The sequence below is a fragment of the Nocardia sp. CY41 genome, from assembly GCF_009829325.1.
Lineage (GTDB): Bacteria > Actinomycetota > Actinomycetes > Mycobacteriales > Mycobacteriaceae > Nocardia.
In genome coordinates this window covers 41258-55662 of record NZ_VUOS01000030.1, presented here as the reverse complement: position 1 = coordinate 55662, position 14405 = coordinate 41258, and the positions used below count along the sequence as shown (strand labels likewise).

At 69.1% G+C, this 14405-nt stretch carries 13 protein-coding genes; 9 read left to right on the top strand and 4 right to left on the bottom strand.

Going from position 1 to position 14405, the window contains the following annotated elements; all coding sequences use genetic code 11:
• Positions 1-7 precede the first annotated feature (7 nt).
• A complete protein-coding gene (locus tag GVY64_RS30085) occupies positions 8-1582 on the top strand; it encodes an LVIVD repeat-containing protein (RefSeq protein ID WP_159848836.1) in 1575 nt (524 codons plus the stop codon).
• Positions 1583-1596: 14 nt separating this feature from the next.
• Positions 1597-2223 (top strand): DUF305 domain-containing protein, encoded by a 627-nt coding sequence (locus tag GVY64_RS30080; protein WP_236567348.1) that lies wholly within the window; start codon positions 1597-1599, stop codon positions 2221-2223.
• 8 nt (positions 2224-2231) lie between these two features.
• Here GVY64_RS30080 and GVY64_RS30075 read toward each other — a convergent pair whose 3' ends face one another.
• Positions 2232-2990, bottom strand: a complete 759-nt coding sequence (locus GVY64_RS30075) for an NAD(P)H-dependent oxidoreductase (protein ID WP_159848830.1) — start codon at positions 2988-2990, stop codon at positions 2232-2234.
• 403 nt (positions 2991-3393) lie between these two features.
• Here GVY64_RS30075 and GVY64_RS30070 point away from each other — a divergent pair, with 403 nt between their 5' ends.
• Positions 3394-4128 (top strand): PaaI family thioesterase, encoded by a 735-nt coding sequence (locus GVY64_RS30070; protein ID WP_159848827.1) that lies wholly within the window; start codon positions 3394-3396, stop codon positions 4126-4128.
• Between the two features lie 121 nt (positions 4129-4249).
• On the opposite strand, the gene GVY64_RS30065 is transcribed toward GVY64_RS30070, so the two are convergent.
• Together GVY64_RS30065 and GVY64_RS30060 are read right to left on the bottom strand one after the other, a co-directional pair.
• Complete coding sequence (locus GVY64_RS30065; protein WP_159848824.1) at positions 4250-4756, bottom strand: hypothetical protein; 507 nt, start codon at positions 4754-4756, stop codon at positions 4250-4252.
• Between the two features lie 660 nt (positions 4757-5416).
• The gene (locus GVY64_RS30060) at positions 5417-7597 is read right to left on the bottom strand and encodes a malate synthase G (protein WP_159848822.1); all 2181 of its coding nucleotides are present in this window, start codon (positions 7595-7597) and stop codon (positions 5417-5419) included.
• A 244-nt stretch (positions 7598-7841) separates the two neighbouring features.
• Between GVY64_RS30060 and GVY64_RS30055 the strand changes: the two genes are divergently transcribed.
• Genes GVY64_RS30055 through GVY64_RS30040 form a run of 4 tightly spaced genes read left to right on the top strand, consistent with a single transcriptional unit; the run spans position 7842 to position 11555 of the window.
• Positions 7842-8582 (top strand): SDR family NAD(P)-dependent oxidoreductase, encoded by a 741-nt coding sequence (locus tag GVY64_RS30055; RefSeq protein ID WP_159848819.1) that lies wholly within the window; start codon positions 7842-7844, stop codon positions 8580-8582.
• Entirely contained in the window at positions 8579-9628 is a 1050-nt protein-coding gene (locus GVY64_RS30050) for a zinc-binding dehydrogenase (RefSeq protein ID WP_159848816.1), read from the top strand. Before GVY64_RS30055 ends, GVY64_RS30050 begins: the two co-directional genes overlap by 4 nt.
• Positions 9625-10263 carry a TetR/AcrR family transcriptional regulator gene (locus tag GVY64_RS30045; RefSeq protein WP_159848813.1) on the top strand — a complete coding sequence of 213 codons (639 nt, stop codon included), beginning with the start codon at positions 9625-9627 and terminating at the stop codon, positions 10261-10263. Before GVY64_RS30050 ends, GVY64_RS30045 begins: the two co-directional genes overlap by 4 nt.
• 2 nt (positions 10264-10265) lie before the next feature.
• Positions 10266-11555 carry an acyl-CoA dehydrogenase family protein gene (locus GVY64_RS30040; protein WP_159848810.1) on the top strand — a complete coding sequence of 430 codons (1290 nt, stop codon included), beginning with the start codon at positions 10266-10268 and terminating at the stop codon, positions 11553-11555.
• Between the two features lie 15 nt (positions 11556-11570).
• Here GVY64_RS30040 and GVY64_RS30035 read toward each other — a convergent pair whose 3' ends face one another.
• Positions 11571-12269, bottom strand: a complete 699-nt coding sequence (locus tag GVY64_RS30035; RefSeq protein ID WP_159848807.1) for a winged helix-turn-helix transcriptional regulator — start codon at positions 12267-12269, stop codon at positions 11571-11573.
• Between the two features lie 89 nt (positions 12270-12358).
• On the opposite strand from GVY64_RS30035, the gene GVY64_RS30030 reads away from it, so the two are divergent.
• Together GVY64_RS30030 and GVY64_RS30025 are read left to right on the top strand one after the other, a co-directional pair.
• A complete protein-coding gene (locus GVY64_RS30030; protein WP_159848804.1) occupies positions 12359-13501 on the top strand; it encodes an acyl-CoA dehydrogenase family protein in 1143 nt (380 codons plus the stop codon).
• 118 nt (positions 13502-13619) lie between these two features.
• The gene (locus GVY64_RS30025; RefSeq protein WP_159848801.1) at positions 13620-14156 is read left to right on the top strand and encodes a DM13 domain-containing protein; all 537 of its coding nucleotides are present in this window, start codon (positions 13620-13622) and stop codon (positions 14154-14156) included.
• Positions 14157-14405: the final 249 nt, after the last annotated feature.

Sequence of the window (14405 nt, the reverse complement as noted above, 5' to 3'; positions counted from 1 at the left end):
CGCGACGATGCGCCCACTGGCCGGACTGTGCCGCACCAAACCGCTGGCCCTGCTCATCATCGGCGTGGTCACGGCCATGCTCCTGCCCGCGAGCGCGTCGGCCGATCAGCATTCGGATCTGCCGAGCGCCGTGCGGGAGTTCCTCGACGTCGGGCGCACCTCGGTCCCTCGCGCCGAATGCGGGCCCGGCGCCGCACCCGAGAACGGCTTGCAGGGCGATGTCACCGCCGCCGACCGCGACAGCGGCCGCAGCACCTCGGGCTACCGGTGCAACATCTCCTTCGTCGGCGGCTACGCGGGTCGCGGGGCGGGCATCACGTCCACCAGCTTCGAGCACTGCGCCTACCTCGGCTCGTTCTTTCCCGGCGACCTGATCGGCGAGGGGCGCGGCGTCCAAGTGCTCGACGTGTCCGACCCTGCGCACCCGCGCCCGACGGTGACCTTGACCGAGCCGGCCATGCTCGCGGGCACCTGGGAGAGCCTGAAGGTCAACACCGAGCGCAAACTGCTGGTCGGCACGGGCGTTCCGGTCGGCGAAGGCGTGGGTTACCTGTCGGTCTACGACGTCTCCGATTGCGCGCATCCGCGACTGCTCAATCCCGGCCCGGGGACGAATCTGCTGATGCCGCTGCCGATCACCACCCACGAGGGCGGCTTCTCCCCGGACGGCAACACGTATTGGGCCTCCGGGATCGCACCCGGTTTCGTCAGCGCGGTCGATTTGACCGATCCGGCGAAACCGCACGTGATCTGGCAGGGACTGACCGGCATCGAGGCGCACGGCTTCGGCATCAGCCCCGACGGCAACCGGATGTACCTCTCCGCACTCGGTGGTTTCACCGTCCTCGACATCAGCGCGGTGCAGCGCCGCGACCCGAACCCGCAAGTGCCGCACCTCGGCCGGGTGTTCTGGACGGACGGCTGGGCAACCCAGCACAGTGTCCCGGTCAGTTATGACGGCAAGCCCTACCTCTACACCGTCGACGAGGGCGGCTCCGGCGGCGTCAAACTCATCGACATCTCCGACGAGACGGCGCCCAAGGTCGCCAACAAGATCAAGCTCGAGATCAACCTGCCCGAGCACATCGACAGCAATATCGGCTCCTCCATGGGCGGTTCCGCCTTCGCCTACGAATCGCACTACTGCGCCGCCGACCGCCAAGTCGACCCGACCGCCCTGGCCTGCGGGTGGATCTCCTCCGGCATCCGGGTGTTCGACATCCGCGATCCCTATGCCATCCGGGAGATCGCCTACTACAACCCGCCCGCCCGCACCGGCCAGAACCTGAGTCTGTGGAACTCGCCGCACGCGCTCGCCTCTCTCATCGGCGTTCCGCTGATGAGCGCGCCCTCCGCGGTGCGCGCCGTGCTGGAGGGACGATTCGACCCGTTGGATGCCACCACTCCGCGCACCGGCAGGCTGGCCTTCGGCGACGTGTCCACCGATTGGTGTCTCTCGCCGCCGGAATGGCGCGGGTCGCAACTCTACGTCGCGTGCTCGGACAACGGATTCATGGTCCTGCGATTGGACGACGAGGTGTACTCGCCGCCGGCGAATCAGCGATCGATCGTCGGGTCGTAGCGATGCCGCACTGGATGCGTATCGCGGCTGCGGCGTCGGCGGCCTTTGCGCTGCTCGTGCTCGGCGCCGCACTGCGCCCGTTGATGTTTCCCGAAAGCCGTTCCGCCGCACCAGTTCTCACCGACGTCGAAATCGCCTTCGCCCAGGATATGACCACCCATCACCAGCAAGCACTGCTCATGGTGCAGCGGCTCGATCGCTCGATCGATCCGGTGATCGCCCGGCTGGCCGAGCAACTCGACCGGACCCAGCGGCTGGAGATCGGCACCATGCTCGGCTGGCTGCGCCTGGCGGGCGCGCCGCCCGGTGCCGCACACCCGATGGCGTGGATGCCCAGCGCGGAGGCGTCGCATCGACATGCGGCAGCGGTCGCGGGTGCGGCGCCACCGATGCCGGGGATGGCGAGCACGGCGGAGCTGGACGATCTTGCGGCGGCGCGCGGCGGGTCTGCGGAAATCCTGTTCCTGCAGTTGATGTTCCGCCACCATCAGGGCGGCATAGCGATGGCCGAGGCGGCCGACGGCCTCTTGCGCTCCGGACCGGTCAAGGAGATGGCCCGTGCCATGATCCACGGGCAGAGTCAGGAAGCAGGGGTGATGGGCATGCTGCTCACCCGGCGCGGGGCCGCGCCCTTGCCGTGACCACTCGGTCACGACGCCACATGCAACCCGAACCCGCTCGCTCCCCGCGCCTCGCGACCCGGCAACAGACGCAGGCTGCGGTCGTAGTCGCCGCCGCCTTGCGGCCGGTATCGAATCGGCTCCAGGTCCGCCAGTTCCGACATCCGCCGCCGCAACTCGTGTGCGACCTCGTCGAAGCGCTCGGCGCCGAGCCGGATCGTGTCGTGCGCCACGAACGGTGGCAGCACGTCCATGCCGGTGTAGTACAGGATGCCGTGGTGAATCGGGAACAGCAGATCGTCGACCGGGCCGTTGATCCCGCGATCGGAATACGACGGCTGCTTGCCCCCGACGGAGACCACGAGCATCGCGCGCCGCCCGGCCAGGACGCCCGCCCCGTACCTGGGCAGCGCCTTGCCTCCGGCTCCGTAAGCGAAATCGCAGGTGAGAACTCGGTCCACCCAGCCCTTCATGATCGCGGGCATGCCGAACCACCAGAGCGGGAAATGCAGGACGACGGCGTCGGCCCACAGCAGTTTCTCCTGCTCGGCGCGGATGTCGGGGCTCAGCGTCCCGTCGCGATAGGCCACGCCCGAGGCCAGCATGAAATTGGGCTCGGCGACCGGGCCGAAATCGTCGGTGTCGGCGGCGGCCTTCCAGCCCATCGCGTAGAGGTCGGTGATGCGTACCTCGTGGCCGTCCGCCCGCAACTGCCGCACGGCCACGTCTTTCAAAGCGCCGGTGAGTGAGTCCGGCTTCGGGTGGGCGTACACGACCAGTACGTTCATTCCTGCTTTCGTCACGTCTCGGCGCAACGGCGTTCGCAGGGACGGATATTCCGCCGTTGCCTCGACCTGCGCGGAGCTCGCGGCAGACGGCTGCCTCGCGGGTGTGCGATAGCCAGGGGATACGCCGCGGTGCCCGAAGCCGCGCTCGCGGTCGCCGAGCCGGGGCGGCGAGCGTCGTGATCGCCGCCTGCGCGTCGCCGGGCGAGGTCACCCGACCGGCACCTGGCCGTGGCACGGTGCGCGCCGAGGTGACCACCGAGGCGAGGCGAGGCTGTTGCCCGGGCGATCTGCCACCGCAGCGGCAGGCGGGTGACAGGCGGCCCGGCGACGGTCTGGCGTCGGCGCGGCGGGTATGGTCGGCTGAGCCGGTCATAAGCGTCGGCCGGGAGAGGTTCAGCAACACATGATTCGGACCGATTCGTTCACGGTGCCGGGCCACGTGCGTGGTTACCCGGGAGTGGCGTTCGGCGGATACGTGGCGGGGCTGCTCGCTGCCGCCAGCGGTGCCGCGCAGGTGCGCGTCGACTTCCGGCGCGCGGTTTCCGTGGACACGCCGGTAGTGCTCGCCACCGACGGCTCCGGCGGCGTGTCGCTCACCGACCTGGACGGCGCGGTGCTGGCCGAAGCATCCGCCTCGGCGGTCACGGTGACGCCGCCACCGGCGCCCACGTGGGCAGCGGCACGAGCGGCGAGTGCTACCGCCGACGTGCTGCGCAAGATGAGCCACTGCTACGGCTGCGGCGCGGCGTGCGCGCCCGGCCGCGGGTTGCGCTTGTCGCCCTGGGCGATGTCCGCCCACGACATGGTCGTCGCCGCATGGACACCGGATCCGCTCCTCGCCGGACCCGACGGCTTCCTCAGCACCGAGAACGTCTGGGCCGCTCTGGATTGTCCCGGCGGCTGGGCGGCGATGGCCCTCCGTGATCTGCGGCCGGGAGCGGTCACCGCCGCCCTCACCGCCACACAGTTCGAACCGGTCCGCGCCGGCGACTCCTACCTCTCCTACGGCTGGCCGGTCTCCGCGAACGGCCGCAAACACACGGTAGGCGTGGCCTTGGCCCGCCCTGACGGAACGCTCTGCGCCCTCGCCGAAGCCCTCTGGATCGAGCCCCGCCAACCCCTGCCGTTCGAGTGGTGATCCACCTCACCCGGATTTGTCTGTGGCTATCGGTAACGTCCGCGTCAGGCCCTCGTCGGTACACGAAGTCCTCATCGAATTGGTCCGGCGCAGACCAAGTCTGGTCGCGGAACTGCTGTGGTCAGTGGGTGTCGACGAAGCGGTACCATTGGCCGTCGAAGGCAGAGTATTCGATACCGTTGGTGGCCGGTGGCCCGAGGTGGGGTGGGGTGGCCGGGTCGCGGAAGAAGGCGAAGCCTTCGGTATTCGAGTCGCCCTTCTGGGTGTAGAACAGGCAGCCGCCGTCGCGGGGCGTGACGAAGGTGATGGTGTAGACGCCGAGCCGGTGCCGCTGGCCGGGGTGTGCGCATTCGGCGGCCTGGTCTTCGAGGATGCCGCGGGAGAGCCGCCAGCCGGTGTCCTCCGGGACGTCGTAGAGCGACAGCGCCACCAGGACGCCGATGAGCACCGGCGAGGCGAGGCTGTGGAAGAAGGCGCGGTAGCGCAGCAGGCCGAGCAGTCCGAACAGGACGGCGATGCCGCCCAGCACGCCGAGGACGGCCCAGAGCACGACGAGGGTCGGAAACGTGCCCTCCGCGGCGAGTTGCCAGAACAGCGCCGCGCAGCAGATCGCCACCAGGGCGGTCACCAACCCCATCCACAGTACGAACCAACGAGGAACACGAGACCGTGTGCGCGAGGACCCTGCGGAGTTCACGTGTTCAAGATACGAGGCGCACGAGCTTCGCGCGCGGGATCGACGGCGGAATCGCCCTGCCCCCTGGCGATCACGACGACGCGCCGAGGCCCTGCGAACAGCGGCTGGACGCCGCGTAACCGGCACACGGGCCGATTTCCCGAGCCGCGCTCTGCAGTTCCCATACGCCGAATCCGGCGCGGATCCCCGAATTCCGGCGCGCCAGGCGCGCGTACGCGCCCGGTAGTACGGTCCGCCGGTGTGAAAACAAACATTTCGGAACGTTCTTCGATTTGGTCCCGAATCGCAGAATCCCCCGGCCAGTAGACCTGACCAGGGGATTCGCTACTCGAAACAGTTCGTGCACCGCACGCTCACAGCGGCGGGAAGCCCGCCGATCCGGTGGCCATCCAATTCCAGAACATCGCCGCGCGATTGGCGAGCAATGCCACGATGTCGAGCACAACGCTTCCCATGAATCTTCCTCACAAATCGACCGATCTCGTGCGGCACCCAGGGTAACGGACCGATAAACGGGAGTCGAAACTCCCGTTGCCCCGAAAGCGCGAATCCCCCGGCCGACGCGACCGGGGGATTCGTTGCACGCGGAGATTACACGCAGGCCAGCGCCTTCGCCTCGCGGCGACGGCGGTGCAGGATCGGCTCGGTGTACCCGTTGGGCTGCTTGGTGCCCTCGAGGATCAGCTCCTTGGCCGCCTGGAACGCGATGCTGCCTGCGAAGTCCGGCGCCATCGCCCGGTAGTTCGGGTCGCCCGCGTTCTGCCGGTCCACGACCGGAGCCATCCGCTCCAGGCTGGCCACCACCTCCTCGGCGGTGACGATGCCGTGGCGCAGCCAGTTGGCCATCAGCTGGCTGGAGATGCGCAGGGTCGCCCGGTCTTCCATGAGCGCGACGTCCTTGATGTCCGGCACCTTGGAGCAGCCGACGCCCTGGTCGATCCAGCGCACCACGTAGCCGAGGATGGACTGCGAGTTGTTGTCCAGCTCCTGGCGCTTCTCCTCGTCGGTCCAGTTCGGCGCGGCGGCCAGCGGGATCTCCAGGATCTCGTCGACGGTGGCGCGGCGGCCGCCCTTGGCGATCTCCTGCTGCCGCTTGAACACGTCGACGAGGTGGTAGTGCGTCGCGTGCAAGGTGGCGGCGGTCGGCGAGGGCACCCACGCGGTGTTGGCGCCCGCGCGCGGGTGGCCGATCTTCTGGACGAGCATGTCGGCCATCAGGTCCGGCATGGCCCACATGCCCTTGCCGATCTGCGCCTTGCCGGGCAGTCCCGCCGCGAGACCGGTGTCGACGTTCCAGTCCTCGTAGGACAGGATCCACTGCTGGGACTTCATATCGGCCTTGCGGACCATCGGCCCGGCCTCCATGGAAGTGTGGATCTCGTCGCCGGTGCGGTCCAGGAAGCCGGTGTTGATGAACACCACCCGCTCGGCGGCGGCCTGGATGCAGGCCTTCAGGTTCACCGTGGTCCGGCGCTCCTCGTCCATGATGCCGACCTTGAGCGTGTTGCGCGGCAGACCGAGCACGTCCTCGATCCGGCCGAACAGCTCGTTGGTGAAGGCGACCTCGTCGGGGCCGTGCATCTTCGGCTTCACGATGTAGACCGAGCCGGTGCGGCTGTTCTTCAGCTTCGCGTCGTCGGCCAAGCTGTGCTTGGCGATCAGCGAGGTGATCAGCCCGTCCATGATGCCCTCGGGCACCTCGTTGCCCTCGGCATCCAGGATGGCGTCGGAGGTCATCAGGTGACCGACGTTGCGCACGAACAGCAGCGAACGGCCGTGCAGCACCAGTTCGCCGCCGTCCAGCGCGGTGTACACGCGGTCGGGGTTCATGGTGCGGGTGAAGGTCTTCTCGCCCTTGCTGACCTTCTCTGCGAGGTCGCCCTTCATCAAGCCGAGCCAGTTGTGGTAGCAGAGCACCTTGTCCTCGGCGTCGACCGCGGCGACCGAGTCCTCGAAGTCCATGATCGTGGTGACCGCGGACTCCAGCACGACGTCCTTGACCCCCGCGGTGTCGGTGCTGCCGATCGGGGACTGCGGGTCGATCTGGATCTCGATGTGCAGGCCGTTGTGCTTCAGCAGCACCGAGCTCGGCGCTTCCGGGTCGCCCAGGTAGCCGACCAGCTGGGAGGCGTCGGCCAGGCCGATGCTGGCGCCGTCCTCCAGGCCGACCTCGAGTTCGCCGTCGACGATCTTGTAGGACGTCGAGCCGATGTGCGAACCGGTGATCAGGGTGACCGAGTCGTCGAGGAAGTTGCGCGCCCACTCGATGACCTTGTCGCCGCGCACCTTGTTGTAGCCGGTGCCCTTCTCCGCGCCGCCCGCCTCGGAGATGGCGTCGGTGCCGTAGAGCGCGTCGTACAGCGAGCCCCAGCGCGCGTTGGCCGCGTTGATCGCGAAGCGGGCGTTCATCACCGGCACCACCAGCTGCGGACCCGCGGTGGCGGCGATCTCCTCGTCCACGTTCTGCGTGGTGATCTGGAAATCGGCGGGCTCGGGCCGCAGGTAGCCGATCTCGGTCAGGAAGTTCTTGTAGGCGGCCTTGTCGTAGTTCGCGCCGGGGTGCTCCGCGTGCCAGGCGTCGACCTTGCCCTGGATCTCGTCGCGTTCGGCCAGCAGGGCGCGGTTGCGCGGAGCGAGATCGTTGATGACCTGCTCGGCGCCGGCCCAGAACGCGGCGGAGTCCACGCCGGAACCGGGGAGCGCCTCGTTCTCGACGAACTCGTGGAGAACGCGTGCCACCTGGAGCCCGCCGACCTGAATCCGCTCTGTCATCTACTGCCTCACTTCCGAGAAAGCCGAGTGGGAAAACAGTGCCATGTTACCCGCGGGTAGTGGGGTTGCCGCGCGCCGGGTCGTCCAGGGCCTGTGCCCGAATCCGTCCGCCACGCCGGTGTGCGCTGGTCTTTCACCCGGCGGGTCCTCGCGCCGTCGACGGTCGGCCGGACAGCCCCTTGATCCTAACCCGCGGCCGATTTAATGTACTGATCGGAACATTTCTTGACATGCAGGAGTTCAGGTGCCACTCACCGACAAGGTCGCCGTCGTCACCGGAGGAAGCCGAGGGCTGGGCAAGCAGATGGTGCTCGCGTTCGCCGAGTCCGGCGCGGATGTGGTGATCGCCAGCCGCAAACTGGACGGCTGCGCCGCGCTGGCCGAGGAGGTGACCGAGCGGTTCGGACGCCGTGCCTTGCCAGTGGCCTGCAACGTCAGCGACTGGTCGCAGTGCGACGCTCTGGTGGAGACCGTCTACGACGCGTTCGGCCGGGTGGACGTGCTGGTCAACAACGCGGGCCTGTCGCCGCTGTATCCGAGCTTGGACCAGGTCACCGAGGCGTTGTTCGACAAGGTCATCGGGGTGAACCTCAAGGGACCGTTCCGGCTGTCGGCTCTGATCGGCAGCCGCATGGCGGCCGACGGCGGCGGCTCGATCATCAACGTCTCCTCCATCGAGGCGAGCAGACCGGAGCCCTTCGCGGTGCCGTATTCGGCGGCCAAGGCGGGACTCAACGCCCTGACCGGCGGGCTGGCCCAGACGTTCGCCCCGAACGTCCGCGTCAACACCATCCAGTGCGGCCCCTTCGACACCGATATCGCCACCGCGTGGCCCGACGAGTTGCGCGCGCAACTCGCCGAGCACAATGCCCTGCGCCGGGTCGGCAAACCGGCGGAGATCGTCGGGGCGGCGCTGTTCTTCGCGACCGACGCCTCGGCGTTCTGCACCGGCGCCACCCTCGCGGTCGACGGAGGCTGGCGATGAAGGCACTGACTTACCAAGGCCCGCAGCAGATCTCGTATCAGGATCGGCCGGACCCGGCCCTGCCCGGACCGGACGGCGCGATCGTCCGGGTCACCGCGGCGGGCATCTGCGGCAGCGATCTGCACATCTACGCCGGACACGGATTCGTCCCGGGCGCAGGCTACGGCGTCGGGCACGAAGCGGTCGGCGAGATCGTGGAGCTGGGCCCACACGCGCGCGGGTTCGCCGTCGGTGACCGCGTGCTGGTCGCCGCCTCGGCGGGCTGCGACAGCTGTGCGCAGTGCCGCGCCGGGATCGTCACCGCGTGCGCACGCCATCCGCTGCCCGTCGACGCCTGTTATGGGCTCGGAGGCTCGCTGGCCGGATGCCAGGCCCAGTTGCTCGCCGTTCCGCACGCCGCCGGCAACCTCGGGAAGTTGCCGGACGAGGTGAGCGACACCGCTGCCGTCGTGCTCACCGACAACGCGCCCACCGGGTGGTACGGCGCCCGGCGCGCCCGGATCGCGCCCGGTGACACCGTGGTGGTGATCGGGCTCGGTCCGGTCGGTCTCATGGCGGTGCAGTCCGCCTTCGCGATGGGAGCAGCACGCGTGCTCGGCGTGGACCTGCTCACCGAACGCCGCGAACGCGCCGCCGAACTGGGCGCGGAGCCGATCGACGCGGACGACCCCAAGCAGGCGATCCGTGACATGCTGCACGGCGGAGCGGATGTCGCGATCGAGGCGGTCGGGGCCGACGCGACCATCAAGCTGGCGATCAGCGCTGTCGGGCACGGTGGCCGGGTCAGCGTGATCGGCGTCAGCCACAACCGCGCCTACCCGTTCCATTTGATGGCGGCGCAGGTCAAGGACCTCGAATTCCACATCGGGCTGTGCTCGATCCAGTACGAACTGCCCGCCCTCCTGAAGCTCACCGCGGGCGGCAGGCTGCGGCCCGAGGCGGTGGTCACCCACCACCTCCCGATGTCCGAGGGGCCGGACGCCTACCGGATGTTCGCCGAGCGCGCCGACGGGGTGGGCAAAATCGTCCTGGACCCGTCGCGATGAGCGCGCCATCCCGCAGGCGCGGCCGCCCGCCCGCCGCCGAGTCGACGGCGAGCGACACCAGGGCGCGCATCGTGCGGGCGGCGATCGATCTATTCGCCGAGCAGGGGTTTCACGGCACCGGCGTGGCCGAGATCGGCGAGCGCGCCGACGTGCAGCGCGGCGCCCTGTACTACCACATCGGTTCGAAAGAGGAACTGCTCTGGCAGATCCTGCGCGACTACATCCAGCCGATGCTGACCGAGGCCGAAGCGATCGCCGACGGCTCCGACGATCCGGTCACCAAGCTGCGCAAAATGATTCACAGTCACGTCCGGCTGATCATCCGTCATCAGCGCGAGGTGGCCATCCAGCTGCGCGATGTCGGCGCGCTCACCGGCGAGCGCGCCGCGCAGTTGCAGGAGCTGCGCGACCGGGTGCAGCACTGCTGGCAACGCGTCATCGACGCCGGCCACGCCGAAGGACTGTTGCGCACCGGCGACCACGTGGTGACCAACAGCATGCTCGGCATGGTGAACATGGTCTCGTTCTGGTACCGCCCGCACGGCGACCGCTCCCCCGGCGAGATCGCCGACATCCTCGCGACCACTTTGCTCGACGGCGTGGTGACCGGCACCGCGCGGGACACGAAAGGCTGACCATGGCTTGGGATTTCGCGACCGATCCGGAGTACCAGCGGAAACTGGACTGGGCGGCGGAGTTCGTCCGCACCGAGGTGGAGCCGCTGGACCTGCTCTACCCCAATCCGTACGACCGCACCGACCGCGAGGCCACGGCGCTGCTGCGCCCGCTGCAGAAGCAGGTCAAGGACCAGGGCCTGTGGGCCTGCCACCTCGGACCCGAACTGGGTGGCCCCGGCTACGGTCAGATGAAGCTGGCCCTGCTCAACGAGGTGCTCGGCACGTCGGTGTGGGCGCCGTCGGTATTCGGTTGCCAGGCACCGGATTCCGGCAACGCCGAGATTCTCGCGCACTACGGCACGCCGGAGCAGAAGAAGACCTACCTCGAGCCGCTGCTGGCCGGTGAGATCGGTTCGTGCTACGTGATGACCGAGCCGACCGGCGGTTCGGACCCGACGCTGTTCCGGACCCGCGCGGTGCGCGACGGCGACCACTGGGTGATCAACGGCGAGAAGTGGTTCAACTCCAACGCGCAGTTCGCCGCCTTCCACATCGTCATGGTGGTGACCGATCCCGAGGTGAGTCCGTATCGGGGCATGTCGATGTTCATCGTGCCCGCCGACGCTCCCGGCCTGGAGATCGTGAAGAACTATCACGTCGCCGGATTCAGCGAGCACGAGGGACATCTGCGGTTCACCGACGTCCGCGTCCCCGCCGATCACCTGCTCGGCGCGGAAGGCGACGGCTTCGTCGTCGCGCAGACGCGGCTGGGCGGCGGCCGCGTGCATCACGCGATGCGCACCGTCGCCATGGTCCGTAAGGCGTTCGACATGATGGCCGAGCGAGCGGTCTCTCGTCCGATGCGCGGCGGGCCCCTGGCCGGGTTGCAGATGACCCAGGAACGCATCGCCGACAGCTGGATCGAGATGGAGCAGTTCCGGCTGCTGGTCCTGCGTACGGCGTGGCGCATCGACAAGGAGCAGGACTACAAGAAGGTCCGCAAGGACATCGCGGCCATCAAGGTCGCCATGCCCAAGGTGATGCACGACATCGCCCAGCGCGCGCTACACCTGCACGGCGCACTGGGCGTCAGCCAGGATCTGCCGTTCGTCGACATGCTCACCTACGCCGAGGTGATGGCCATCGCCGACGGCCCCACCGAGGTCCACAAGATCACGCTCGCGAAAGAGGTGCTGAAGGACTACGCCCCGGCCGACCCGGTGTATCCGAGCGGATACCGGCCCGCGCTGCGGGACAAGGCGCGCGAGCTGGTCGCCCGGCGCCTCGAGCACGTCGTCGGGAATCTCTGAGGTCGGCGCGCGGGTTCAGGACGCGCGTCGGGCCGTCGCGTCCATGTGCGAGGTGTCCGCGTAACCGGCCACCGGGCTGAGCCGCAGCACCGACGGCATCCGGCGGGTGAGCGCGGGCGGGCCGGTGAACGTCACCCGGCCCGTCCGCAGCGCGTGCGCCAGCGGCAGCCGCCCCAGCCACACCTGGTAGAGCGAGGCGACGTCGGCGCCGATCGCGACGTCCACGGGATAGCCGGGGTCGGACTCGCACACCGACGGCACCCCTGCCTCGACCACGATCCAGAAGCGGCGCAGGTCGTCGGTGAAGCGCACCAGCAGGACGTGCCGGCGGCCGGGGAACGAGGAGGTGTCCACTCGCGTGTGCATCCACCACACCAACAGAGCGGGATCGCGCTCGTCCTCGCGGGGCGCGCCGAAACTCCAGCGCGCGCCCCATTCGCCGAGGCCGAACAGGATCGGCTCGAGCTCCCGCCCCGCGTCGGTGAGCAGGTACTCCCCGGCCGACCTTTCCACCAGCCCGGCCCGTTCGAACTGCCGCAGGCGTTTGGCGAGCAGGCTGCGAGACAGGCCGGGCAGGCCGCGCGCGAGGTCGTTGAACCGGGTGGTGCCCAGCAACAGGTCGCGCAGGATCAACAGCGACCAGCGCTCACCCACCAGGTCGAGTGCGCGGGAGATCGGGCAGTACTGGCCGTAACTCGGCGTCGGAGTCGTCATGGCACCTCGCGAACGGGGTCTCGTTTCTGAACCGGGTAGGTCCACTTTCTGCACTATCCGGTTATCGCGGCCGTTCTTAGTTTCGAAACATGACCACTACAGCTCCTGCCGTCACCGATACCACCGCCATCGACTGGATCGCCCGCGCACGCCGCGTCGGCGAGACCCTTCGTCCCGGGGTCGCCAGCCGTGACCGCTCCGGGGAGATCTCGCTCGCCGCGTTCGACCTGCTGCGCGAGAGCGGACTGTCGGCCGCCCTCGTGCCCGCCGAGTTCGGCGGCGGCGGGGTCACCCACCGCGAGATGGGCGAGATCCTGCGCGAATTGGGCCGTCACGACCCCTCCACCGCGGTCGCCTTCGCGATGCATACCCACTTGGTCGCCGCCCAGGTGTGGCGGCACAACCACGGCATCGACGCCGCGCCGCTGTTCGCCAAGGTGGTCGCGGGCGCGATCCTGGTCAGCACCGGCGCCTCCGACTGGGTCGGCTCCAACGGCCGCGCCGAGCGGGTCGACGGCGGCTACCGGGTGCACGCGCGCAAAGCCCCGGCCAGCGGATGCGAGGCGGGCACCGTGTTGGTGACCAGCGTGCGCTGGGACGACGCACCCGACGGGCCGCAGGTGCTGCACTGCGCCATACCGTTCGCCGCCCACGGCGTGCGGATCGAGCGCACCTGGGACACCCTCGGACTGCGTGCGACCGGTTCGCATACCGTCGTGCTGGAGGACGTGTTCGTGCCCGACGCGGCGGTGTCGCTGACCCGTCCCGCCACCGTCTGGCCGCCGCTGCTGAACGTCGTGCTCGGCGCCGCCATGCCGCTGGTGATGGCGGCCTATCTCGGCATCGCCGACGGCGCGGTCGACCTCGCGACCACGCTGGCGGCGGGGCGGGCCGACGCGCCGACCGTCCAGATGGCGGGTGAGATGGCCACCGCGCACACCACCGCGGGCGACCTCGTCGACGCGATGTTCGCCGCGTCGGAGAACCTGCGCTTCGCCAACACCGATCAGCACGCGAGCCGGACGCTCAGCCGTAAGACCGCCGCGGCGGACGCGCTCGTGCGCACCGTGCGCTCGGCCATCGAAACCGTCGGCGGCCTGGGCTATTCCCGCACCTGCGAACTCGAGATGCGTTACCGCGACGTGCACGGCTGCCTGTTCCACCCGTTGCCCCGGGCCAAGCAGACCCATTTCACCGGCCGCGTCCTGCTCGGCCGGTCCCCGATCGCATGACGCCGATCCGTTCCGTCGACGCCGCTGCCGCTTCGCCGCCATAATCGGACGGGGGCGAGCGCCCCTGCGCAGTGCACCGGGCCTTTCCGGTCACGCGACGACGCTCCGAGGAGAAGCCATGGCGTCCGCACGCGGAATCGCTCGATCGCCGATCACCTGGGTCGTCGCGGTGCTGCTGGTGGCGGCGCTCGGCGTCGGGCTGGCCGTGTTCCAGCCCTGGCGGCTGTTCACCGACACCACCGTCGAAGAGGCCGCGCCGTCCGTCGCCGCGACGCCGGGGCAGGGCGGCACGGAAGCCCAGCCGCGCACTCTGGCCAGGGGCACGTTCGTCTCGCACGAGCACGCGACCTCCGGCACCGTGGTGATCCTGCGGCTGCCCGACGACAGCAGAGTGTTGCGCGTGCAGAACCTCGACACTTCCGACGGACCCGACCTGCACGTCTGGCTCACCGACGCGCCCGTGCGCGAGGGCCGCGACGGCTGGTTCGTCTTCGACGACGGTCTCCACACCGACCTGGGCAAGCTCAAAGGCAATCAGGGAAGCCAGAACTACGCCATCCCCGCCGACGCCGACCTGGCCCGGTTGACCAGCGTCGCGATCTGGTGCGACCGGTTCAACGTCTCCTTCGGCGCGGCCGAGCTGCGACCGACCTGACCCCGGCGTGCCCCTGCTGCGCACCGCCGAAAAATGACCCGACAACGGCGGGTGCGCTGTGCCACCATGTTTTTCGATACCGGCCACCGCCTCGAGGTGGTCCCGAGCAGTAGAGAGGAGGGGCGGCAGTGAATCCGGAGACGACCACGCGAACGGCCACCTGGGCAGCGCAATCGTCGGCCACAGTCGGCACGTTCGGCAGGCCGATGCGCGCACGGCACGGTGAATCGGACCACAGCCGCCTCCAGG

Coding starts and splice junctions, on each gene's coding strand:
- GVY64_RS30085 (WP_159848836.1), top strand. CDS start 8: ATGCGCCCACTGGCCGGACTGTGCCGCACCAAACCGCTGGCCCTGCTC.
- GVY64_RS30025 (WP_159848801.1), top strand. CDS start 13,620: ATGGCGTCCGCACGCGGAATCGCTCGATCGCCGATCACCTGGGTCGTC.
- GVY64_RS30040 (WP_159848810.1), top strand. CDS start 10,266: ATGGCTTGGGATTTCGCGACCGATCCGGAGTACCAGCGGAAACTGGAC.
- GVY64_RS30060 (WP_159848822.1), bottom strand. CDS start 7,597: ATGACAGAGCGGATTCAGGTCGGCGGGCTCCAGGTGGCACGCGTTCTC.
- GVY64_RS30075 (WP_159848830.1), bottom strand. CDS start 2,990: ATGAACGTACTGGTCGTGTACGCCCACCCGAAGCCGGACTCACTCACC.
- GVY64_RS30070 (WP_159848827.1), top strand. CDS start 3,394: ATGATTCGGACCGATTCGTTCACGGTGCCGGGCCACGTGCGTGGTTAC.
- GVY64_RS30045 (WP_159848813.1), top strand. CDS start 9,625: ATGAGCGCGCCATCCCGCAGGCGCGGCCGCCCGCCCGCCGCCGAGTCG.
- GVY64_RS30050 (WP_159848816.1), top strand. CDS start 8,579: ATGAAGGCACTGACTTACCAAGGCCCGCAGCAGATCTCGTATCAGGAT.
- GVY64_RS30035 (WP_159848807.1), bottom strand. CDS start 12,269: ATGACGACTCCGACGCCGAGTTACGGCCAGTACTGCCCGATCTCCCGC.
- GVY64_RS30080 (WP_236567348.1), top strand. CDS start 1,597: ATGCGTATCGCGGCTGCGGCGTCGGCGGCCTTTGCGCTGCTCGTGCTC.
- GVY64_RS30030 (WP_159848804.1), top strand. CDS start 12,359: ATGACCACTACAGCTCCTGCCGTCACCGATACCACCGCCATCGACTGG.